The organism is Singulisphaera acidiphila DSM 18658, assembly GCF_000242455.2.
Classification (GTDB): domain Bacteria; phylum Planctomycetota; class Planctomycetia; order Isosphaerales; family Isosphaeraceae; genus Singulisphaera; species Singulisphaera acidiphila.
In genome coordinates this window covers 5,793,126-5,815,799 of the sequence record NC_019892.1, presented here as the reverse complement: position 1 = coordinate 5,815,799, position 22,674 = coordinate 5,793,126, and the positions used below count along the sequence as shown (strand labels likewise).

Annotated in this window: 14 protein-coding genes; 13 read left to right on the top strand and 1 reads right to left on the bottom strand. The window is 61.0% G+C overall.

Features of this window, described 5'->3' with window-relative positions; translation table 11 throughout:
* The first annotated feature begins 416 nt into the window (after positions 1–416).
* From SINAC_RS22990 to SINAC_RS22955, 8 genes are all read left to right on the top strand, one after another.
* Complete coding sequence (locus tag SINAC_RS22990) at positions 417–986, top strand: hypothetical protein (protein WP_015247982.1); 570 nt, start codon at positions 417–419, stop codon at positions 984–986.
* A gap of 516 nt (positions 987–1,502) precedes the next feature.
* Positions 1,503–1,799 carry an RNA recognition motif domain-containing protein gene (locus SINAC_RS22985; protein ID WP_015247981.1) on the top strand — a complete coding sequence of 99 codons (297 nt, stop codon included), beginning with the start codon at positions 1,503–1,505 and terminating at the stop codon, positions 1,797–1,799.
* A gap of 218 nt (positions 1,800–2,017) precedes the next feature.
* Positions 2,018–2,842 carry an NYN domain-containing protein gene (locus SINAC_RS22980; protein ID WP_015247980.1) on the top strand — a complete coding sequence of 275 codons (825 nt, stop codon included), beginning with the start codon at positions 2,018–2,020 and terminating at the stop codon, positions 2,840–2,842.
* A gap of 73 nt (positions 2,843–2,915) precedes the next feature.
* Positions 2,916–3,716: a hypothetical protein gene (locus SINAC_RS22975; protein WP_015247979.1), complete on the top strand. Its 801-nt coding sequence runs from the start codon at positions 2,916–2,918 to the stop codon at positions 3,714–3,716.
* A gap of 207 nt (positions 3,717–3,923) precedes the next feature.
* Positions 3,924–5,240: a tetratricopeptide repeat protein gene (locus tag SINAC_RS38170; protein WP_154673873.1), complete on the top strand. Its 1,317-nt coding sequence runs from the start codon at positions 3,924–3,926 to the stop codon at positions 5,238–5,240.
* Positions 5,241–5,452: 212 nt separating this feature from the next.
* Positions 5,453–5,881 (top strand): peptide-methionine (R)-S-oxide reductase MsrB, encoded by a 429-nt coding sequence (msrB, locus tag SINAC_RS22965; RefSeq protein WP_015247977.1) that lies wholly within the window; start codon positions 5,453–5,455, stop codon positions 5,879–5,881.
* A gap of 25 nt (positions 5,882–5,906) precedes the next feature.
* On the top strand, positions 5,907–7,250 hold the full coding sequence (locus SINAC_RS22960; RefSeq protein WP_015247976.1) for a sigma-54-dependent transcriptional regulator: 1,344 nt from the start codon (positions 5,907–5,909) through the stop codon (positions 7,248–7,250).
* A 525-nt stretch (positions 7,251–7,775) separates the two neighbouring features.
* Entirely contained in the window at positions 7,776–9,485 is a 1,710-nt protein-coding gene (locus tag SINAC_RS22955) for a glucoamylase family protein (RefSeq protein WP_015247975.1), read from the top strand.
* Positions 9,486–9,659: 174 nt separating this feature from the next.
* Here SINAC_RS22955 and SINAC_RS22950 read toward each other — a convergent pair whose 3' ends face one another.
* Positions 9,660–11,663, bottom strand: coding sequence for a dipeptidyl-peptidase 3 family protein (locus SINAC_RS22950; RefSeq protein WP_015247974.1), 2,004 nt, complete (start codon positions 11,661–11,663; stop codon positions 9,660–9,662).
* 1,506 nt (positions 11,664–13,169) lie between these two features.
* Between SINAC_RS22950 and SINAC_RS22945 the strand changes: the two genes are divergently transcribed.
* The 5 genes from SINAC_RS22945 to SINAC_RS22925 all read left to right on the top strand — a co-directional run bounded on the left by SINAC_RS22945 (position 13,170) and on the right by SINAC_RS22925 (position 22,634).
* A complete protein-coding gene (locus tag SINAC_RS22945) occupies positions 13,170–13,361 on the top strand; it encodes a hypothetical protein (protein WP_015247973.1) in 192 nt (63 codons plus the stop codon).
* A 129-nt stretch (positions 13,362–13,490) separates the two neighbouring features.
* A complete protein-coding gene (gene xrtE / locus SINAC_RS22940; RefSeq protein ID WP_015247972.1) occupies positions 13,491–15,128 on the top strand; it encodes an exosortase E/protease, VPEID-CTERM system in 1,638 nt (545 codons plus the stop codon).
* Between the two features lie 90 nt (positions 15,129–15,218).
* On the top strand, positions 15,219–19,583 hold the full coding sequence (locus SINAC_RS38165; RefSeq protein ID WP_015247971.1) for an SdrD B-like domain-containing protein: 4,365 nt from the start codon (positions 15,219–15,221) through the stop codon (positions 19,581–19,583).
* A gap of 531 nt (positions 19,584–20,114) precedes the next feature.
* The gene (locus tag SINAC_RS22930) at positions 20,115–22,019 is read left to right on the top strand and encodes a hypothetical protein (RefSeq protein ID WP_015247970.1); all 1,905 of its coding nucleotides are present in this window, start codon (positions 20,115–20,117) and stop codon (positions 22,017–22,019) included.
* Positions 22,020–22,145: 126 nt separating this feature from the next.
* On the top strand, positions 22,146–22,634 hold the full coding sequence (locus SINAC_RS22925; RefSeq protein ID WP_015247969.1) for a hypothetical protein: 489 nt from the start codon (positions 22,146–22,148) through the stop codon (positions 22,632–22,634).
* Positions 22,635–22,674: the final 40 nt, after the last annotated feature.

Here is a 22,674-nt window from a genome sequence, read left to right as displayed (position 1 = left end):
ACGCCATTGTCGCCACTCACGGCATCCGCATTGTTATACCCGCTCCCGCACAATCCGCTCAAGGCCGAGAACTTGGGCCTACCTCGGCGCCGACAATATGTCAGAATTTCTCATCGGAATCCCTGGGGCTCCTCCCTGAGTCGAAGGGGGGCGATTCGTGGAGACGCCCGCCCTGTCTAATGGATTTCGGCAAGCCAGAAAGAAATCCCAAAAACAGGCACCGAATTTGCCGTCATATTCACCGCAGCCTACGGCCACCACAAATATCCGAATATTCTTCGAAAAATCTGTAAAACGCCCAGAATTCGCAGTTATCGATCATGTATAATAGAGCAAACCATACTCGATCGGGTGTGGGTCCGATCGCAAGTAGCCGGTTGAGTTTGGCTTCGCACCTCGTTGAGGAGACACCATTCATGAACTTCCGCCGCCTGTTTAGTATCGCCGGTGCTACGGTAGCCTTTGGTCTGGCCTCATCGGCCATGGCGCAAACAGCGCAGACCCCGGCCAAGGTCTTGCCCGAACCCCAGGCCCCCTCGAAGATTGCCCCCGCTCCTTTGGCTCCCACCAAGGTAGCCCCGGCGCCTCAGGCCCCCGTGGTTGTTGCCCCGGCGCCCCAGGCCCCTTCGAAGGTCGCCCCCGCTCCTCTGGCTCCCTCCAAGGTAGCTCCGGCGCCTCAGGCCCCCGTGGTTGTTGCCCCGGCACCTGAAGCTCCTTCGAAGGTTGCTCCGGCTCCTCAGGCTCCCTCGAAGGTCGCCCCGGCTCCTGAAGCTCCCTCGAAGGTTGCTCCGGCTCCTCAGGCTCCCGTGGTTGTCCCGGCCCCCCAGGCCCCCACCAAGGTAGCTCCGGCGCCTGAAGCTCCCTCGAAGGTTGCTCCGGCTCCTCAGGCTCCCGTGGTTGTCCCGGCCCCCCAGGCCCCCTCGAAGGTTGTCCCCGCGCCGCTTCCGGCCCCGCAGGCTCCCGTCAAGGCGGCCCCGCAGGCTTGATCGAATCGTCAAGTCAAAGCCGTTTCCCCGGCCGTTCCTCCGGCCGGGGTTTTTTTATGGCAATCGCGAAAGTACCACGTCTCATTGCCCCCAAATCCCTTCGACCCTCGACCCTGTTCACGCTCCTCAACGAAAGCGAAAGCGTGTCGCTCACGGTCAGCCCTCCAGGAGTACGGCGCGGAGCGGAAGCCGGATGCCCCTGGCAGGCCCGCCTCATATCCGTTAAACTGCCATGATCGCTGAGGTCGCGTGTGAGGGGTGGCGAAATCTATTGCGGCGACGCAGCCCCGTCCCGAGCGCCTTCCGTTATCGTTTTTGAGGGATGACTGCACGCCTGACCTGCCCCTCGGGTGGGGCCACCGGCGCTTTTGCTTTATTGGTTGTTGTCGAGACAAGACCGCCTTGTTGACGTCAGGACGTGGGGTCGCCTTGACTTCCATTTCCGGGCGTTCGAGGACGTGTCTGTCTTGATTGGTGATTTCCGTCGTCTCGTTTGAAGAGGAGTTGAAGCCCGTCATGATGATTTATGTCGGAAACTTGGATTACGCAGTGACTTCCGATGATTTGCGGGCCTTGTTCGACCCGCTGGGTGCGGTGACGCTGGCTGAAGTGCAGGTCAAGTCGAGGACCGGTCAGTCTCGTGGATTCGGCATGGTGGAGATGCCTAGCGACTCTGAAGCCAAAGCGGCAATTGCGGCTTTGAACGGATCGGAGTTTCGTGAGCGGAAGTTGACCGTCAATGAATCTCGCCCCCGACGCACGGTGCGCGACCTCTACGCCGGTGGTGGTTGGTTCGGTGGGGGTGCCGGCTAAGTCGCCTGGCACGGGACCTTCTGACCGACCGATTGAGCGGATGAGACAATCCGGCCGGCCCGCGAACTTCCTCGCGCCGTGCCGGGTTGCGGCACAGAGACTTCCGACGTAAGTTGGAAGTTCCCTCCGCTCTTCCTCCCACTCCTCGTGGGCGAGCGGGAGAGAAATTCGTCCCACGTGGCTGGGCTTTCGCAATGCCGCGGGTAGTTGAGCGATTCATGTCAAAAACCGAGCGGGAACGCAGCCTCGCGGTCTTTGTGGACCTGGAAAACCTCGCCATGGGGTTTCAGCACCAGCGCAAGACCAAATTTGAAATTCAGAAGGTTCTCGAACGGTTGGTGGAAAAAGGAAAGCTGATCGTCAAAAAGGCTTACGCCGACTGGAACCGTTATCAAAACTACACGGCTCCCTTCCACGAAGCCGCGATCGAGCTGATCGAGATCCCCAAACGCAGCCAGACCGGGAAGAACTCGGCCGACATCCGGCTGGTCGTCGACGCGATGGACCTGGCCTGGAGCAAGCCCCACATCGACACCTTCGTGATCGTATCGGGCGACTCCGACTTCTCTCCACTTGCGTCCAAGCTCAAAGAAAACGGCAAGCACGTCATCGGCCTGGGGATGAAAGGCTCGACGTCCAACCTGCTGCGCGACAACTGCGACGAATTCATCTATTACGAAGACCTCGAGCGCCAGGAACAGGATGAGCAGGAACTGGCGGTCAATGTCTTCGCCGACATGCCGGAGCGAAAACGCGAGGTTTACACGCTCCTCATCGAGGCCTGCAACGCGTTGAGACGCGAGAACCATGAGGTTCTCTATGCGTCAATGATCAAGGATACGATGAAGCGGAAGAAGCCGTCGTTCGACGAAAGCTACTACGGCTATCGCAGTTTCACTCATCTCCTGGAAGAAGCAGACAACCAAGGCGTGGTCGACATCGAACGCAACCCGAAGAGTGGGACCTACGTCGTCACCCGCTTCGGCGTCCGCGAGCCCGCTAAGGACGCAACCGAAAAAGGTCGCCCTTCGCCTCGGCGGTAGCGTGAAGCCCGACACGATCGTTTCCACCTCTCCGGATTCGCCAGGCCTCTCATACCCCGGAAGGTTCGATCCTATGGTGGGCCCTCTCAAAAATCGCGAGACCTGCCCTGCCGCCTGCAAAACGCAAACCCCGGCGATCCCGATGATCGTCGGGGTTTGCGCATTGTTGGCGATCGTGGCCGCCTCCACGACGCACTCGTTGGCCGAGAACCCGGCTGCAACAGATCGTTCCGCAGCCGCCTCGCCGGCCGACTCCGTGAACACGCTCAAGACGGAAATCGAACGGCTCTCAACCCGCCTCAAGAAGCTCCAAGAGCGGGTTGAAACCAGTTCCAATCCTCCCTCCGAGCTGAACGCAATTCGAACCAAGATGAACGAGCTCGCCCAATCGACTGCGGCCCTGGCTCTCCTCACCAAGAAGGTCGAGAGCCTCGACGCCCGGGTCGCCGCCACAGACAAGCAGGTCGCGAGTTTTCGCGAACAGGTCGTGGCCGTGAAGGAGCAGAGGAAGCGGGCAGCGGACTCAGGACAGACGGCATTCCCCACCCATCACCCCGAGACACCGTCAGATGGAGACATCACGACGGGGATCAACGCGTTCAAAGCATCAAGGTACAAGGAGGCGAGCGACCTTTTTCGTGCGCTGACGGTGTCCCGGCCCGACGACGCCCGGGTCTGGTACTACGCCGCGCTGAGCCATGCCCTGGCCACGAACCAATGGAAGGACGAAACGATCCGTCTCTTCAATAAAGCGGTCGAACGCGAGAAGGCCGGCACGCCCGCCAAGGCTCTGATCGACGCCAGCCTGGCCAGCGTAACTGAGCCGAGCGTCAAAAAATGGGTCGACTATTTCCGCAGGGCCGCCCAGCGCTGAGCTAGCTCTCAAGCCCACGGAACGTGTTCCCTAGCGCAGGGAGCTCGGGCCTCGAGACGCCCCCCGGACGCCGTCTCGGTAGGCTGGATTTCATCGTGCGATTGAGTGAACCATCAATCAATCATCAAGACCACGAGCAGAACCATGTCGACACCTCCCAAAGACCGACGAACAATGCCCCCTCTCCCGGCCGCGGGGGTTCACCCCATGGCTCACAACGAGCCTTCAAGGCCGGAGGATGCGACGCACGGCAGTCCGACGGTTCCACCGCGGTCCGGGACCGGCCCCGAAGCGACCGCCGCCCCGAAGTCCAACGCCATCAATATGGCGCTGCTCGAGCTTCAAGGGGATATCGACGTCCCCGAACGTCCGGCTCCTCCGACAGAGCCGGCTCGTGGCACCGGCGAGGAACCGTTGAAAGACGTGCCGCCGCCCCTTGAACCGGTCGAATCGCCGGTCGCGGAGAGCCAACTCACTCCGCCGCCGGTCGAGAAATCGTCTCTTCCTGAGCCGGAAAACGCCGCGGCCCGTCTCGAGGAGACGGTGGTTGAACCCTCGTCGGTTCCGGCATCAAGTTCCCTTTCGTCGACCCCTCCCATCCCCGGGCAGCTCGAGCGACCGAGCCAGCGGCCACCGCGCGCCGAGGGCCCCGCACCTCAACCCCCGGCTGAGAATGCGCCTTCCCTCACCACCGTGCTCGTTGCGGCGGCCGTTGTTTCGCTCTTGTTCGGCCTGTTGGGCACCTGGGCCTACGATCATTTCTTTCGGGACAATAAGTCACCGGCTGTGACCGCCTCGACAGCCGCACCGGAGGAAGCCACGCCAAGCCTGAGTGCGACGGAACTCGACCCGCTGAAAACCCGGCTCGGCGAGCTCGCGGAACAGGTAGACGAATTTGAGAAACAGCTCGATGACGTCTCGTCGAAGGGGGCCGCACCGGCCGACCTCACTCCCATTCGCCAGCAGATCGACGACGTCGCCAAGGCGATGACCACGATCGATCCACTCGCCAAACGAATCGATGGGATCAGCACGCGGATCGAGGGACTCGAAACATCGGTCAATGATCTCAAGGGTGAGCTCGGATCGCTGGAAACCAAGGCGGCGGAACCCGAGAAGGGGAATACCGCACCGACCTCAACACCAATCAGCAGCACCCCAACTGCCGTTCCGGCGGCCAGCGAACTCGCCCTGGAAAACGTCGACGCGAACCTCGCGGGCAACGCCTTGTTGGACGGGGCCGAGCTCTTCAAAAAAGGACAGTATCAGCAAGCCTACGACATCTTCGCGAAGCTCGAGAAGACAAACGAGAACGACGCTCGGGTCTGGTATTACGCCGCCTTGAGCTATGGCCTGGCCAATAAAGAGTGGGGGGAGGCAACCGTGAATCTAGCCAAAAAAGGGGTCGAACGCGAGAAGGCGGGAACCCCCAAATCTTCGGAGATCGACGCCCTCTTTCGTGATCTGGACTCGGGCACCGGCAAGGAATGGCTGGCGTTCAAGCGAAAAGATGCCGTGAAGTGATCGACATGCCAGGCAACTCATCAAGGGCCAGCAGAAGCGTCATACTCGTATCCTTGCAACCCGAAGGGCGAACGTGAAAACCGAGGGATGGCAATGACGGTCGCCCGTTCGGAGCTGCCCAGGCCGATTTCTCCGTAATCTTTTGCGGATATCTCCTTATTTCCGACGCTCTCGTAGAACCGATCTCAGTAGGCCAAAGTGGAGCGACGCAGATGGCCGACAACGACGCCAAGACGGATCAGCAATGGCGCGAGCAATTGACCCCCGAGCAGTACCACGTCCTCCGCGAAAAGGGGACGGAACGCGCCTTCACGGGCGCCTACTGGAACACCAAGACTCCGGGCGTCTATCACTGTGCGGGTTGTGGCCAAGAGCTCTTTGAATCGGACGTGAAGTTCGACTCGGGCTGTGGCTGGCCAAGCTTTTATCAGGCGCTCGACGCGAAGCGGATCGATGAGCATCGCGACGTCAGCCACGGCATGATCCGCACGGAGGTGACGTGCAGCCGATGCGGCGGGCACCTCGGGCATGTCTTCAATGACGGGCCGGCTCCCACGGGACTGCGTTATTGCATCAACTCGGTCTCGGTCCAACTCGAGAAAAAGAAGAACGAGGAGGCCGGGGAAACGAGCGGATCCTGACTCGATTCTCCCTGGATCCGCCACCATGCGCGTCCTGATCGTGGATGATGAACCCAACATCCGCCGCACGCTGCGGGTGGCGTTGGAGGCGATGGGACACGCGGTCGAAGAGGCGGACTCGCCCCCTTCCGCCCTCCGCCACGTCGAACGGCATCCGTTCGACGCTGCGTTGCTCGACGTGCGCCTCGGCGACGAGTCAGGGCTCGACCTGATCGCACCACTGTTGACCCAGCTGCCTCGCCTGGCGATCGTCATCATCACGGCCCACGCCAGCGTCGACACCGCGGTCGAAGCGATGCGCCGAGGCGCGTTCGACTATCTGCCGAAGCCCTTCACCCCCGCCCAAGTCCGCGGAACTCTCGAACGGGTCGCCAAAGTCCGCGGCCTGCGCGATCAGGTAGCCGGCCTGACGGAACGGGTGCGGTCCGAAATCCCCGAGGTCGAGCTCGACAGCCCCGATCCTCAGATGAAGCGCCTTCTGGAACTCGCCCGGGTGGTGGCCTCGTCCGACGCCGCCGTGCTCATCCGAGGTGAAAACGGCACGGGGAAAGGTGTGCTCGCCCGCACCTTGCATGCGTGGAGCCGCCGCCTCCAAGAACCGTTCGTAACGGTGAGCTGTCCCAGCCTGAGCCCGGAATTGCTCGAAAGCGACTTGTTCGGCCACGCCAAAGGGGCCTTTACGGGCGCGGTCCGCGAGACCGCCGGCAAAGTCGCCGCCGCCGAGGGAGGCACCCTCTTCCTGGACGAGGTCGGCGACCTCCCCCCTGCCCTGCAACCGAAACTGCTCCGGTTCCTCCAGGAGAAACGGTACGAGCGCGTGGGTGAGTCGAAGACTCGGACCGCCGACGTTCGGCTGCTCTCCGCCACCAACCGAGGGCTCGAGGAAGCCGTCGCCGCCGGGACCTTCCGTGAAGACTTGCTTTACCGCCTCAACGTGGTCGAACTGACACTCCCACCGCTCCGCTCACGGACCGACCTGCTCCCTTTGGCCGAGCACCTGCTCGCCTTCTTCGCCCTCCAGACCAACCGCCGCCTGACCGGCTTCGACACCGAGGCTCGGGCCGCCCTCACGCAACACACCTGGCCGGGCAATCTCCGCGAACTCCGCAACGCCGTCGAGCGGGCCGCGATCCTCGCCCCCGGCCCCGAAGTCGGCCGGAACGACCTGCCGGAACGGATCGCCCAATCCCGGTCGCAACGTGGTCCCGTGAATGCAATCGGGGTCGGCGAGGCGGTGAGCCTGGAACAAGTCGAAATCGAACACATCAGGCGGCTCCTCGCCTCCACCTCCAGCCTCGACGAAGCGGCGCAGATCTTGGGCATCGACGTCAGCACGCTCTACCGCAAGCGGAAGCTCTACTGCCTCTAAGGTCCGGTGCGGTCTCTCTCTCTTTTTTCGCCCTGAAGGGCAAAAACCTCGAAAGATGTGCGAAACTTGAAACACGGCCGCCATCCCACATTTTCCATTCAGAATCGTTCTGAACGAGATTCAGGCCGATAATTCCTGATAGGAGTCCTCCGGGGTTTCCCTCGGAAGCCCGGGGCCTCTGCGGCTCCACCAGTGCCGCGCGTTCGCGTTTCCACGAAGCCGGCATCCATCGTCGTGCCTGGATGCCTCGTGTTGCAAAAAACCGATCTCCTACAGTCCCAACAGGATCAGGAGGCCGTAGAAGCTCCGTGCCAAGCGTTTTGGGACCAAGGCGTCCGGGAAGGAATTCCCCTCAACGGGACGATGCCAGGTGCGAACCGAAAGCGAGTGAACTTCGTAGCAAGAGTACACATGCGATCCCTCGATGACCTGTTCTCCGCGTCTTGATCTGATCTGCTCAGACCGGAACATCCGTGAGTGAGCCCGGTCCGACCGCGCATCGAAGGTGACATGGAGTGAATCCCAATGATCCCACGTAAGGTCGCCGCTACCATGGCACTCACTCTGCTCAGTCCGGCCGTTGCAATGGCCGAACCAGGTGGGCTCGGACCGGAAGACCGCGTGCAGTTGGCCACCTACGCACGAGACACCTGGCGCTCGATCGAAGCGATCACGTCCGGAGTCGACCTGCCGGCCGACTCGCTCCGACGCGAGGGGGACGTCTGGATTCCGACCGGGCTCACCTCGCCATCAAACATCGCGGCCTATCTCTGGAGCACCTTGGCCGCAGAAAACCTCGGCCTGATCACCCGGGATGAGTCGAGCCGTCGGCTCTCGCGAACCCTTGAGGCCATTTCTCGACTCGAGCGCTCGAACGGTTTCTACTACAACTGGTACGACCCAACCAGCGGCGAGAAATCAACGACCTGGCCGGGAGGTGGTCCGGTCCGCCCTTTCCTCTCGAGCGTGGATAACGGCTGGTTGGCGGCCGCCCTGATGGTCCTCAACAATGCCCGGCCCGACCTCCGGCCCGTGGTTGAGCCGCTCCTCGACCCCATGAATTTCGCCTTCTTCTACAACCCGTACGACGCCAGCAATCCGGTCGCACACCCCGGCCTGCTTCGCGGCGGTTACTGGCCCGACGAACAAGCGTTCACAGAGTTTCATTATGGAACGTTGAACACCGAGCCCCGGATCGCCAGCTACGTGGGAATCGCCCGGGGGCAGTTGCCCGGCGAGCACTACTACCGCATGCACCGCGCAGGGGGATCACCCGGATCACCGACGCGAAACTATGCCGGCGTTCCCGTGGTGGAAGGGACTCAAGACGTTCGCGGAATCCGGCTCGTTCCGACTTGGGACGGCACCATGTTCGAGGCCTTGATGGTCACGCTGTTCGTCCCCGAAGCCGAGTGGGCTCCCGAGAGTTGGGGGGTCAACCATCCGCTCTACGTGAAGGCCCAGATCGACTTTGGCCTGAAGGACCCGCGACTCGGTTTCTGGGGCGTTTCCGCCTCGTGCGATCCCGAGGGAGGCTATTACGCCTTCGGCGTCCCAGGCGTCGGCGCATGGTCAAGCATCAACCCGCCGGCGCACGGGCGAGAGGGCGTGGTCACGCCCCACGCGTCGCTCCTGGCGCTCCGGTATGCACCGGCCGAGACCATGACCAACCTACGGACCATGACCGAGCGGTTCCCGGTGGTCTACGGCCCCCACGGCTTCCTCGACTCCGTGGACGTCATCACAGGGCGTGTTTCCGATCGAATCCTGATCCTCGACCAGGGGATGATCCTGGCGGCAATCGCCAACGCGTTGAATGGCGACGTTCTGGTCCGCGCCTTCAGCGACGGTGCGGTCGAGGCGGCAGTCCGCCCCTTGATCGCACCCGAGCGCTTTGAGGCGGGCTTTGCCAGCACAACGGCTCCGCATACCCCCAAGGTTGTGCCGGTGAGCGCAGCGGACGCAAGCGTGCTCACGGTCGAAACCGAGTGGGTGAGCGACCTCCCCAGCGTTCCGCCAATCCCGGCTCCCCACCTCAGCCGGAGCCGGAAGACAACGGCCCAAGCTCCCTTTGCCCTCGAAGAGACGCTGCAAGCCACGATCGAAGGCCGCCCAGGTCAACCCCTGAAACGCCGAGGCCGCAAGGGACATCGCGGAAGGGACGCCAACTCCGCCGACCAGGAACAACAGCTCACGCAGGCGCCTCCCGACGAACAGAGATTCGGCACTTGTTGACGCTTGCAGAGGCGGGCACGGCCCACCAGGTTTTCGCTCAGCGACCGGATCGGTGTTGTAGGGTAGGCTCGAGCTTGCCGTCCCATCAAGGGGTGGCAGGCTGAAGCCTACCCACCCCGAGAAAACGAAGAGGTGGGCCGCACCCACCCTACAAAGCACCCTCATTCGTACATTCTAACGTGCCTTACCCACGGCCGAGAACTCAAGCATCTGCTCGGTCAGGTCCTTGGGATAAGAGATCGTCACGTCTCGAATCGTGCCATCGTCTCCCTTGACCGGCGTCAGCCGGGGCATGACGTAGCCGGTATAGGATGGCAGGTCGAGCGTCTTGACCCGCGCCTGAACCTCGTCCCGAAGCTTCGGATCAAAGTGAATCCCGTAGGTCTCGAAGAGTTTTTTGGCCGCCTCGTAGTCCCCTTCCGACTTGATCCGCTGGACCTCGGCCAAGAGCTTGCCGACTCCTTCATGAAATGCCTTGGCATCGGTCATGACATAGAACGTCTTGCCGTCCCGCTGGCGAACGTCAATCGCCTTGGTATGATCCATCAGCCAGCGGACCACCATCTGTCGGTTCCGCATGTGGTCTTCCTCGATCTGCGCCCCCGTCGGAATCCGGCGCAACTGGACCAAGGCGTTGCGCGTATAGTTCTCGTAGACGGCCTGGGTGACCTCGGCCTGGTCCTCGGCTTTAACCAGGCCGAGCTCTGCAAGCCTGGGGTCGGGCATGAAGTAGAGTGCCACCAGGTCGGCTCGCCCCTCTTCCAGGGCCGAGTATTGCTCCTTGAGCAGGTCCTGCGGTTTCCCCTCGAGTTTCGGGTTGATCCGTCCCGAGGCGTGGCCGATCACCTCGTGCATGTTGACCAAGAGCTCTCCGCCCAGCACGCTCCATTTGGTCGCTCGCGTGACTTCCTCAGGGGTCCAGGAGAACTCGGCCCGAAAGGTGGTCGGAGTTGACTTGTCGCTCGCCTCCAGGACGTTCGAGAGCGAGACCGACTTGCTCCCGTACCGCTCGCGAACCTCCTGATCGTTCGGCAGGTTGATCCCAATCGGAGTGATCGGTCCGCAATCGCCCGTCTCGATCACCACTTCAATCGCGTTGGCCGTGATCCCCTGGACGTTCGGCTTGCGATACTCCTTGAGCCAGGGCATGTGGTCCTCGAACCACTGCGCATCGGCCGCGAGCTTGCGAATCTCTCCCGTCTTCTCCTGGTTGACGAAGAAAACGGCCGATTCCCACGAGCCTTTCACCCCCCTCGCATCCATATAAACTTCAATAAAACCATTAATCGTGTCGACGGGCGAATCCTTGTCGCGAACCCAGGCGATGTCATACTTCTCGCGGTCCGCGTTCGTGCCGGTCTGGTAAAACTGAACCAGTGCCAGGAGGGCGTCCCGCATGGTCGCCGGCGCGTGCTTGGCCGCTTCCTCCAGATGCCCCACGATTCGAGTAATCTGCTCGCTGTACTTGCCCCCGACCCGGTACGGTTCCTCCACCAACTGACCGTCGCGCTTGACCAGGCGTGAATTCAACGGGTACTGCTCGCGGAACCCGGCGAGATCCTTCATCTCGACCCCGACATAAAGGTTATTCGCACTGGTGGCGAGGATGTCCTTCCCCGGCCCCGGCGACTTGTTGGTCACAATGGGCTCGAAACTCGCGTCAAAGAACGACGGCCGAAGCCGTTCGAGCAGCGATTCGACAGTCTCTCCCTGATTCGTCGGGAACATGGCCCCCGCCCTGGCCGCGCTCTTGGCCGCAGCTGCGAACGCTTCAGGCGTGCACTTGAGGACGAACTTACGCGCAGTCAGGTGGTTGTATGGCCCGCTGTTCAGCCAGAAGAGCTTGGTGTAACGGCGAAGCTCGTCGAGCGTCGTCGGTTCCACCCCCGCGCTGTGGGTCAAGATGGATTCGAGAATTTCACGCATCACGAGCGAGTGGACGTAGCGCTGATCGTAGTAGATGTCGCGTCCCGCCACCGCAGCCTGATAGAGGTGGTAGAGCAACACCTTCTGGTCAAGGGGCAGTTTAGTAAATCCGTCCGCATAAAGCCGCGTGACGGCCGCGTCGTCAACGCGTTCGAGCAGGTAGGGCCGCTCGGTGTTCGGCTCGACAGCCAGTGCGGAAGCCCCGAGGAGGGGAACGATGAGGGTCGAGAGCAACCAGGCGGTTGGACGCATCCGTTTTCGTCTCCTTTTTTTCGTGCGGGTACAAGCCAGTATCAACTCGCTTCGCCGGCTCGCGCCGCGAGTCTCCAAGACGGCCGCCATAATAACATGAGGGAAGCGACCGCTCCCCATTTGTCTTCTCCTCAGCTCCATCGCTCTCCCCGGAAAACGACCTTTTCCTAAACATTTACACACTGCAACCAAGAATCAAAAGCGCGCCCGAACCGCCACAACACAAAATCATCAATCCACATTTTCTTTTTTTGTTTTCGCTGGCTTGTATCGTGGCAACCAAAGAATGAAATTCGGGAACAGCCGGACAGGCAGGAAGAAGCAGAGCCCTCTTTTGTGGCGGCATTTCACCAACAACGGCAGTCTCTAAATAAGCCCGACTTTTACTGGCATAATGATGCGGGCATCTCAAGTGAAGAAAAATTTCAACTTTATCACTTCCGCGTTGACCGCGGGCCGCCTCTCATCCTAGCATCTCGCTCTGACGCATGAACAACGTGTTGTCTGGGTGCGAAGTTGCACCAGCTCCGAACAAGACAGGATTCCAAAACGGTCCGTGCAACGATTCAGATCGTGCGGCCCAGTGCCCTGGTGAGTAGGACGGCGATGTCGCTTTGTCCGAAGGACGCGAGAGGCTTTCTGACCCGTAAGTGGGTCGCCCCCTCCTGAGAGCATGACCGCGCAAACCGCAGCAATCATCATACATAACGGCATGTTGCCCCCCCCTTGGCGTGCCGAGAAATTCGCTCTGAGATCGTTTTTTGGCCTTCTCCGTTGCCAGTGAGCACAGTCGGGGAGTGCTGGTTTCGTCGTCCCAATACGGCCACGGGCCATCGTCGCCTGGCCTGCCCGTATCCTGCCTGCCCTAAGGCCCCATAAGTTTGGCCGTTTTTCGCTTTATCCGGGCAGTGGCAACGCAACAGAAACGCCACATGCACCAAAAACGGTTATTTATTGCGTCACCATTTTGACAATCCATGTTGAATTCGATCACCCTATTTTTCAGGAAACTTAACATGTACTTGCGAACGGCGATTCTGAATGCTAGCTTGCCACCGATTCAGGATTTTCCACGTAATCATGTTATCCAATAAATGAGAGCGGTGTGGCTCTCGTCGACTCCCGCTGAGTCGGATCCGGGGCAGTGAGATCCCCTGCAAGGCGACCCGAGATCGGGTTGTGAACGCCCAGCGTCCCCATATTGGCCGCGTCGGGCCGAGCGAAGCCGCGCTCAGAGAGAGAGGCGGCTTCAGCGTGCAGCGTGTTTCAGGCTCCGGTAAACCAAGCAATAAATCAGTCCGCATCGACCCTGCGTGACACTGAGCTTTCACTACCGGCCGCGTCCGGGTTGTTCGCTCATCGTCGCGTGAGGAGCGTGATTCGATCGGGATCATGCCGTGATCCCTTTGCTTTTTCTTAGGCAGCCTCCCTGACGAGGTCTCACCGTCGGCATCTGCGCCCCGGGGGAAGTTTATGGTTCCGTCAACTCAAATTGAGAGCAAACGCATGAAAACGAGAATGTTCAATCGGCTATTGCGGACTTGTGGCCTCATGCTTGTTGTGGCCGCCCTCAGCAACGTAGCTTGGGCTTCGAGGGACCTGGATGCGCCGGAGATCGATCCCGGTTCGATCGCCGGAGCCATGACGCTCCTCAGCGGCGGCCTGATGCTGCTGACCGACCGCTGCCGGCGCAAATAATCCTCGGCCGTGGAGGCAAGTGCGACCCTCCCACTGGGGTCACTTGAGGGTCAATCGCCTCGAGTCGGTCGCGCTTGCCTCTTGATTCTTGCTTACTCTTATCCACCGATCCTGGCTGGAGCCACCTCGTTGTCCGCGACCGTCAACATCGCCACAAGCCAGTCGGCCGCAAGATTTCGCTCCTTGGCGTGCTGGGGCCTGGTGATTGCCTTGCTGCCGGCAGAGATGATTGGGCTGACCATCCGCTTTGACATGGCAAGCCTGGGTGCGCATACCGAGGGGGCGTGGCTGCTCGGGCAGTCCCATCACCTGCCACGAGTCGCCATCGCGTCTCTGGTGGCAATGGCCCTCTTTTGCGGGCGCCGGCTGCGCGATGCCCTCATTGAGCCACAAGGCACTCAGGTCGCCTGGGCTTATCTGCTGGGGCACTCGGCGCTCTTCGCCGCCTTCTTCCTGATCACCGCCGCGCTGGTGGAAGGAGCCGGCGTTTCGCCCTTCGCATCCCGCGTGCTACTCGCGGTATGGGCCGCGACGGGCGCGGCGACATTCGGGCTTTGGGTCGCGACGGTGGTGCCGCCTCGACTCTGGCGAACGATGGGACGCGACCTCGCGGTGGCCCTCTCGGTTGGGCTGGCCTTTGGAATAGCGGCGTGGGCAGCCGGTCAGGCCACAAATCTCCTCTGGCGTCCGCTCGGCAAGGGCACACTCTATCTCGTCCGGGGACTGCTTAGCCTCGTGACGCGCGATGTCGTCTGCCGGCCTGCCGACCTTGTCGTCGGGACAGCAAAGTTTCGAGTCCGGATCGCGCCTGGCTGCTCCGGTTACGAGGGAATCGGCCTGATTTTGGTCTTCCTGAGCGGCTGTCTCTGGATTTTCCGCCGCACCCTCCGGTTCCCCCAAGCGTTCCTCCTTCTCCCGCTTGGAACCGCCCTGATCTGGCTGACGAATGCTCTGCGAATCACCGGACTCGTCGCGATCGGCAGTTGGGGATCGGAGACCATCGCCCGAGGCGGATTCCATTCGCAGGCAGGTTGGCTGGCGTTTAACGCCGTGGGACTCGGCATCATCTTCATGGCCAGGCGATCGCCCCTGTTCACGGTCGAAGCACAGTCCCGCAACGAGTCGAGTTTTACCTCTCCCACCGCCGCGTACCTGATCCCAATGCTCGCCATCGTCGCCACAACCATGGTCACTGGCGCATTCTCCAGCGGCTTCGATTTCCTCTACCCGTTGCGCGTGCCAGCGGCGTTGCTGGTGCTCTGGATTTACCGACGACAATACGCCGACCTGCGTCGAACCTGGTCTTGGGGGGCCGTGCTGATCGGCCTGGCCGTTTTCGTGCTCTGGATGGCGCTCGAACCGCTTCACGCCGAGTCCCGCTCGGAGACAGCCCTCCTCGACGGCCTACGAAGGTTGCCCAGAGGCTGGGCAACCCTCTGGCTGATCTTCCGCGTTGCAGGTTCGGTGCTGACGGTTCCACTGGCCGAAGAACTTGCATTCCGCGGATACCTGATCCGGCGACTGCAATCGGTTCATTTTCTGAGCATCCCCCCCGGATCCTTCACCCCGTTGGCCCTGCTCGGATCGTCAATCCTCTTCGGTGCCCTTCACGGCCGTTGGCTTGCGGGGACCGTCGCCGGCCTCCTTTATGCCTTCGCCGTCCGCCGCCGTGGAAATCTCACCGACGCCGTGGTCGCCCACGCCACGACCAATGCCCTCATATCCGCTTATGTGTTAATCAACGGGTCCTGGTCCCTCTGGAGCTGACCCAGACTCCTCGTGGCCGGTGCACAGACAACAAGGCCGACGAACAACCATTCGTAAACCGCCTCATTTTATCCAACGGGATTTACCTCCATGCCAAGCCTACGTAAGTTCGCCCGCAATCGAGTTCAATCGTTCGTGTCCAATCGCCGTTATAAGCCGACGCTCGAAACGTTCGAGAGGCGGCAACTGCTGGCTGCCAACGTCTTCATTCAAGGGACCTCGTTTGTCGACTCCGACCACAACGGCTTGCTCGGTCCAACGGAGCAGCGGGTGCAAGGGGCAACAATCACCCTCTACGACGCGACCCGGACGGTGCAATACGGCCAGACGACGACCGATGCCAATGGCTTCTACACATTTAATGACAGCAACGTCATTGACCCAATCACCGGCAAGCACGACCTCAAGGCCGGTCAGACCTACGTGCTCGTCCAGACGCCGCCGGCCGCCTACCAGAGTTCCGGAACGCAAATCCAGTCTCAGGTCTACCCAGCCACATCGGTCGCCGTCAACGCAATCCAAGTGACGACGATCGACCCCGCCAAGATCACGGCGACCTACCAGAGCGCGACGACCCCTTACGACCGACTCCAAATCAACCTCTTCAACGACATCAACGGCAACGGCATCCAGGACCCGGGAGAGCTGTCGAACTCGAACTTCCCGCACTTCACAACCCCCACGAAGTTCCAATTCACCCTCACGAGCGACTCCGCTGGCCCAGGACCGGTGACAACACAGTTCGACACATTTTGCGTCGAACTCGACACGGACCTGGATACAGCGCAGGTCACCCCCACCCCCATCTCCTCCTTACCAGCCAATGGCGGAAAAATTGCTTACCTGTATAACCACTATGGGACCAGCCTAGACCAAACGAGCAGTCTTCCCGCAGTACTCCAGCCGCTCTCGCTCAAGGCACGCACCTCGGGATTACAGGTCGCGATCTGGACGTTGGAATATGGCAGCAATTTCCAGGTCCTCGGCTACGACCCGGCCCGCACATCTCCTCAGGATTACAGCGATCTTTTAGCAGCCCGCGACTTCTTCCTGGCCGATGCGAGCGGCAAGAACGAACTGGCGATCAACCTCGATACGGTTCTTCCAGCGCGCCAGAATATCATCGCTAAAGGAAGCTTTAACTTCGCCAACACCGCGGCGCCCGCCTCCGCCTCACTCGGCGATCGGGTCTGGGAAGATAGCAACGGAAACGGGCAGCAGGACGACGGAGAACTCGGCATCCCCGGCGTCATCGTCAAGCTGCGAGATAGCAGCGGCAACGTGATCGCGACCACCACGACGGACAGCAATGGCTTCTACAACTTCACCGGGCTCGCACCGGGAAGCTACAGCGTCGCATTCGTGGCCCCGACCGGATACGTCTTCACGACCGCCAATATCGGTAACGACGCCACCGATAGCGATGCCGATGCGATCACAGGCATCACCGGCAGCTACACCCTCGTCAGCGGACAGACGGACAACACTGTCGATGCAGGACTTTATCGACCAGCCGCTATCGGCGATCGAGTCTGGGAAGACAGCAACGGAAACGGACAGCAGGATGCCGGTGAACTCGGCATCTCAGGCACCATCGTCAAACTGCGAGATAGCAGCGGCAATGTGATCGCGACCACCACGACGGACAGCAATGGCTTCTACAACTTCACTGGACTCGCACCGGGAAGCTACAGCGTTGCATTCGTGGCTCCGGCCGGATACGTCTTCACGACCGCAAACAGCGGCGACGACGCCACCGACAGCGATGCCGATGCCGCCACTGGCCTTACCGGCAGCTACACCCTCGTCAGCGGACAGACAGACAACACCGTCGATGCAGGGCTCTATCGACCGGCGGCCATCGGCGATCGGGTCTGGGAAGACCGCAACGGAAACGGACAGCAGGATGCCGGTGAACTCGGCATCTCAGGCGCCATCGTCAAACTGCGAGATAGCAGCGGCAATGTGATCGCGACCACCACGACGGACAGCAATGGCTTCTACAACTTCACCGGGCTCGCACCGGGAAGCTACAGCGTCGCATTCGTGGCTCCGGCCGGATACGTCTTCACGACCGCAAACAGAGGCGACGATGCCACCGACAGTGATGCCGATGCGACCACAGGCATCACTGGCAGCTATACCCTTGTCAGCGGACAGACGGACAACACCGTCGACGCAGGACTTTACCGCCCGGCGGCCATCGGCGATCGGGTCTGGGAAGACAGCAACGGAAACGGACAGCAAGATGCCGGTGAACTCGGCATCGCAGGCGCCATCGTCAAGCTGCGAGATAGCAACGGCAATGTGATCGCGACCACCACGACGGACAGCAATGGCTTCTACAACTTCACTGGACTCGCACCGGGAAGCTACAGCGTCGCATTCGTGGCTCCGACCGGATACGTCTTCACGACCGCCAATATCGGTAACGACGCCACCGATAGCGATGCCGATGCGATCACAGGCATCACCGGCAGCTACACCCTCGTCAGCGGACAGACGGACAACACTGTCGATGCAGGACTTTATCGACCAGCCGCTATCGGCGATCGAGTCTGGGAAGACAGCAACGGAAACGGACAACAAGATGCCGGTGAACTCGGCATTGCAGGCGTCACCGTCAAGCTACGCAATAGTAGCGGCAGCGTGATTGCAACCACCACGACCAATGCGAGCGGTATCTACAACTTCACCGGGCTGGCACCGGGAAGCTACAGCGTTGCATTCGTGGCCCCAACTGGATACGTCTTCACCGCCGCCAACATCGGCAATGACGCCAGCGACAGCGATGCCGATGCGGCCACTGGCCTTACCGGCAGCTACACCCTCGTCAGCGGACAGACGGACAACACCGTCGACGCAGGGCTCTACCGCCCGGCAGCCATCGGCGATCGAGTCTGGGAAGACCGCAACGGAAACGGACAGCAGGATGCCGGAGAACCTGGCGTCCCCGGTGTCACCGTCAAGCTACGCAATAGCAGTGGTAACGTGATCGCGACCACCACGACCAATGCAAACGGCATCTACAGCTTCACCGGGCTGGCACCGGGAAGCTACAGCGTCGCATTCGTGGCCCCGACCGGATACGTCTTCACCGTCGCTAACATCGGCAACGACGCCAGCGATAGTGATGCCGATACAACCACAGGTATCACCGGCAGCTACGCCCTCGTCAGCGGACAAACGGACAACACCGTCGATGCGGGACTCTGCCGATTCGGTTCCATCAGCGGTACGAAGTTCCGCGACCTCACGGGCAACGGACTGACTGGTGACGACACGCCTCTTGGTGGCGTGAAGATCTACATCGACAAGAACAACAACAAAATTTTCGACTCGGGAGATATTTCCACCACGACCGCCGCGGATGGTACATACAGCTTCACCGGTCTGACACCCGGAACCTACACCATTCGCGAAGTCGTTCCGACGGGCTGGATTCGAACCGGCCCCGTTTTGACCGACTCGTACGTCGTGACCGTCACGGCGGGGAACGACTCGGGCGGCAACGACTTTGCCAATGCGGAAATCGGTTGCGGCTGCCAGATCTCGAATATTGTCTATATCATTAATGGTTGCAAGCAGGTCAGCGACCTGCGCGGCAACGTCAGCCCGGGCGATACGGTCACGGCCAAATTCACCGTGAAGAACGCCTCCTCGAGCAATCCGGCCACCTTCTCGCTGGTGAGCTACACTGCGCCCGGCTCCACGTTTGTGGCATCGCAGGCGTACAAGCAAGAAGTCTTCGACATGGTCACGATGACCTACACGAGCAACGGGAGCTACTCGCTCAATGTGGACGTTCCCGACAGCTATTTCCAGGTCGACTTCGTCTGCGGACAGGTCATCGATCGATTCGGTCCCGACGGCAGTAACATCTTTTACACTCCTCAGGGCCGCCTTTTCAGCGCAGACAATGGCGGCAGCAAGGCCTACAGCAATACGCTGAGCGCCGATGATACCGGCACGGTCGCCTTCTGGAGCGGCACCAACGGCCAAAACCTGATCAAGAGCCTCAACGGCTCGAGCAACGCGTTGAACCTCGGCAACTGGCTGTCGAGTAACTTCTCCAACCTCTACGGTAGCCTCGCCGGCAAGACGAATGCCGATGTCGCGACGTACGTCAAGACGCTCAAGGCCGCGTCGAGCACGGCACTCGAGGCCCAGGTCCTGGCCACAGCCCTGTCGGTCTACGTGACGGACGTCAACCTCGCCGGTATGGCAGGCTATACCTACGGGTTCAACACCTCGTTCCTCGGGATCGCTCAGAAATTGTTCAACGTTAGTTCCAATGGGTCATCCATCGGATTGAGCAACGCCAAGCAATCGCTCTGGGTCATCCTGAAAGCGGCCAACGCCACCTCCTCGAACGGCAAAGTGCTGGCCTCCAACCGCACCAATGCCACCACGCTGTTCACAAACCTGAATGCCGCGGGTGCCTTGGCCAGCTAATCCTCGATCAAGGCCGAGCAACGAAGTCGGCCGTCGTGGCAAGCCCTTGGGGCTTTGCCGCGACGGCTTTTTTTAATTCAGGATCGCAAGCTCAATCACGTCTATTTTTCATAATCAGAGAGCTTGCCATCGGCCCGGAGGGGCGACCGCTCATAGCCAGGTGCGTAATATCTGGATAGGATTCGTCATGCCCGCGCATTGCAGACTACGCATGGCTGCGACTCTTTTTTATTTGCGCATCATTATTCTCAGAGACTTACGCCTCTGGCTATGAACGGTCGCCCCTCCAGGGCCACAAGATGCCCGCCTGTTCTAGGGGCTTCCAAAATAAAGTTCGCCAACGAAGGATCAAGAGAACGGGATCAAGACGATTCCGTTCGCTTTGCAGTATCATTGAGATCGGTCCGGGGTGATCCTTAATTAAATGGCAGCGATTCTCGTTCGGGTGGATCACAACCACCCAGCGGTGAACACGCCCGAAGGTCAACCCGGTGGATTCCAGGCGATCCTTAACGTTGGAGAATCAAGACGATGACCCAGGCCGCGCTGTTCTTGATGCTGTCGCTGGTCGCCGCCGCCCCCGCTGCACCTCGGCCGTTTACGATCGAGGTCGTCGACGAACAGACCGGCCGCGGAGTTCCGCTCGTCGAGCTCAAGACAGTGAACGACATCCGGCTGGTCACGGACAGCAATGGGATCGCGGCCTTCGGGGAGCCGGGGTTGATGGATCAGGCCGTCTTCTTCAACGTCCGGAGCCACGGCTATGAATTCCCCAAGGACGGCTTCGGTTACCGTGGGAAAGCGCTTGCGGTCTGCGAAGGGGGATCGGCCCAGTTGAAGCTCAAGCGAATCAACATCGCCGAGCGGCTCTACCGAGTCACGGGAGGGGGAATCTACCGCGACAGCCTGCTCGTGGGCCACTCGAATCCCTTGCGGCAGCCGGTCCTCAACGGCAAGGTCCTGGGCTCGGACAGCGTGGTTAACGCGGTCTATCAAGGCAAAATCTACTGGTTTTGGGGCGATACGAACCGCCCCGGCTACCCGTTGGGAAACTTTAACGTCCCAGGTGCCACCTCGCTGCTCCCGGCCGACGGCGGACTCGATCCCAAACGCGGGGTCGACCTCGACTATTTTGTGGGAGACGACGGCTTTGCCCGCGCCGAGGCCCAGATGCCCGGCAGCGGGCCGACCTGGATCGACGGGCTCGTCGCCATTCGCGATGAGTCCGGCCGCGAACGGATGTTCGCCGGATACGCCAAGATCCGCAATCTTCTCGATGTTTATGAACGTGGACTTGTCGAATTCGACAACATAACTCAGCGATTCAAGAAGGTCACGACCTTCCCTCTGGATAGCCCTGCCCTTCTCGGCGGGCACCCCTTCCTGAAGGTTGTCGACGGCGTGGAGTATGTCTACTTTGCCAGGCCGTACCCTCTGGTCCGGGTCAAGGCCGACCCGGAATCGCTCGCACGGCCCGAGCGGTACGAGGCATTCACCTGCCTGATGAAAGGGAGCCGGCTGGACACACCGAAGATCGACCGCGCCGAGGATGGTTCAGCCCGCTATACCTGGAAGACCGACACGCCCGCCTTGTACGCGACCGAGCAGGCGAAGCTCATCCAAAAGGAACTCCTCAAGCCGGATGAAGTTCTGCTCGCGTTGCAGGACGCCGACACGGGCAAGGCGGTCGCCGCACACGGGGGGTCGGTTTACTGGAACGACTCCCTCAAGCGCTGGGTCATGATCACGGTCGAAGTTGGAGGCACATCGTTCCTCGGCGAAGTCTGGTTTGCCGCGGCCGACTCGCCGCTCGGCCCCTGGGTCTACGCTCGCAAGGTCGTCACTCACGACAACTACAGCTTCTACAACCCGAAACAGCACCCGATGCTGGACCAGGAGGGGGGGAAGCGGATTTTCTTCGAAGGGACATACACCCACACGTTCTCGAGCAACACGGACGCGACTCCGCGCTATGACTACAACCAAGTCATGTACCAGCTCGACCTGGCCGACCCTCGGCTCAATCTCCCGGTCGCCGTCTACCGCCAGGACGGAACGTTTGTCCTGAGCCAGTCACGCGGCAAAGACGGTGAGCCTGCCGGAGCCTCTGCTTCCGTTGCCTTTTTCGCCCTGGAGCATCCCGGGATCAAAACCGTGCCGGTCTTCGCAAGGAAGACCGAGGGCACCACGAAGCTGGTTCTCGACGCGAATCCCGACGAAGCGGATTCCTCCCCCATGTTCCACGCCTTGCCGGCCGACGCTCAGAATCCACCAGCGACGACCGCACCTCTCTACGAATTCACGAGCCCCGACGGCAAGTCACGGGGCTACTCGACGGAAACCACCTGGCCCGAACCTGGCTATCATCGGACCGAAGCCGCATTCTGCCGAGTCTGGCGAAACCCAACGCGCCTGGGAAGTTTCGCTCACCCGTGAGGCAAGCGGGGATTGTTCGTTTCGTGTGACTTCGCACTATAATGAAAATGTGGAGGAGGACAAGCGGGCACGGCATCGGAGCCGTCACCCCTACCGGAGCGCACGACCAACGAGGAGGAACCCGCGATGATGACTCAGCTTCCCAAGCCGATCCGAATCCTGGCGTTCGCGTTCTTGGTCCTGACCGTACCGGCAACCCGCTCCTCCGCTCAGGCTTACGGGTACGGCTATGGTTACCCAGGCTTCGGGTACGGCTATGGTTACCCAGGCTTCGGGTACGGCTATGGATACCCCTCCATGGGCTACTACGGCTACGGAGGCGGCCTGGGTTTTGGCCTCGGCCTTGGATACGGCTATTCCCCGACGAGCTACGGCTATTTCGGGAATGCCTATCCACCAGGGCTCCAGGCCCCGTTCATTTCCGGCGTGGGCGACACGAATCCCCTGATGGGGTTGGGGCTGACGCCGCTGGGGGTCCAAAGCGCTTTGGCCGAGGGGACCCTGCTCCGAGGCTCCCGAACACCGATTGCCGGCAGGCCCGGCGTAGCCAACCCGCTGCCCAGGACCGGCGCAGCCAGTCAGTATTCCGGGACCGGCGCGGCTCGTCCACGATGAACGGTCGGGCCGGCCCCTTGTCGCTTTGATCTCAAGCACA

Coding starts and splice junctions, on each gene's coding strand:
- SINAC_RS22990 (WP_015247982.1), top strand. CDS start 417: ATGAACTTCCGCCGCCTGTTTAGTATCGCCGGTGCTACGGTAGCCTTT.
- SINAC_RS22985 (WP_015247981.1), top strand. CDS start 1,503: ATGATGATTTATGTCGGAAACTTGGATTACGCAGTGACTTCCGATGAT.
- SINAC_RS22980 (WP_015247980.1), top strand. CDS start 2,018: ATGTCAAAAACCGAGCGGGAACGCAGCCTCGCGGTCTTTGTGGACCTG.
- SINAC_RS22975 (WP_015247979.1), top strand. CDS start 2,916: ATGGTGGGCCCTCTCAAAAATCGCGAGACCTGCCCTGCCGCCTGCAAA.
- SINAC_RS38170 (WP_154673873.1), top strand. CDS start 3,924: ATGGCTCACAACGAGCCTTCAAGGCCGGAGGATGCGACGCACGGCAGT.
- msrB (WP_015247977.1), top strand. CDS start 5,453: ATGGCCGACAACGACGCCAAGACGGATCAGCAATGGCGCGAGCAATTG.
- SINAC_RS22960 (WP_015247976.1), top strand. CDS start 5,907: ATGCGCGTCCTGATCGTGGATGATGAACCCAACATCCGCCGCACGCTG.
- SINAC_RS22955 (WP_015247975.1), top strand. CDS start 7,776: ATGATCCCACGTAAGGTCGCCGCTACCATGGCACTCACTCTGCTCAGT.
- SINAC_RS22950 (WP_015247974.1), bottom strand. CDS start 11,663: ATGCGTCCAACCGCCTGGTTGCTCTCGACCCTCATCGTTCCCCTCCTC.
- SINAC_RS22945 (WP_015247973.1), top strand. CDS start 13,170: ATGAAAACGAGAATGTTCAATCGGCTATTGCGGACTTGTGGCCTCATG.
- SINAC_RS38165 (WP_015247971.1), top strand. CDS start 15,219: ATGCCAAGCCTACGTAAGTTCGCCCGCAATCGAGTTCAATCGTTCGTG.
- SINAC_RS22930 (WP_015247970.1), top strand. CDS start 20,115: ATGACCCAGGCCGCGCTGTTCTTGATGCTGTCGCTGGTCGCCGCCGCC.
- SINAC_RS22925 (WP_015247969.1), top strand. CDS start 22,146: ATGATGACTCAGCTTCCCAAGCCGATCCGAATCCTGGCGTTCGCGTTC.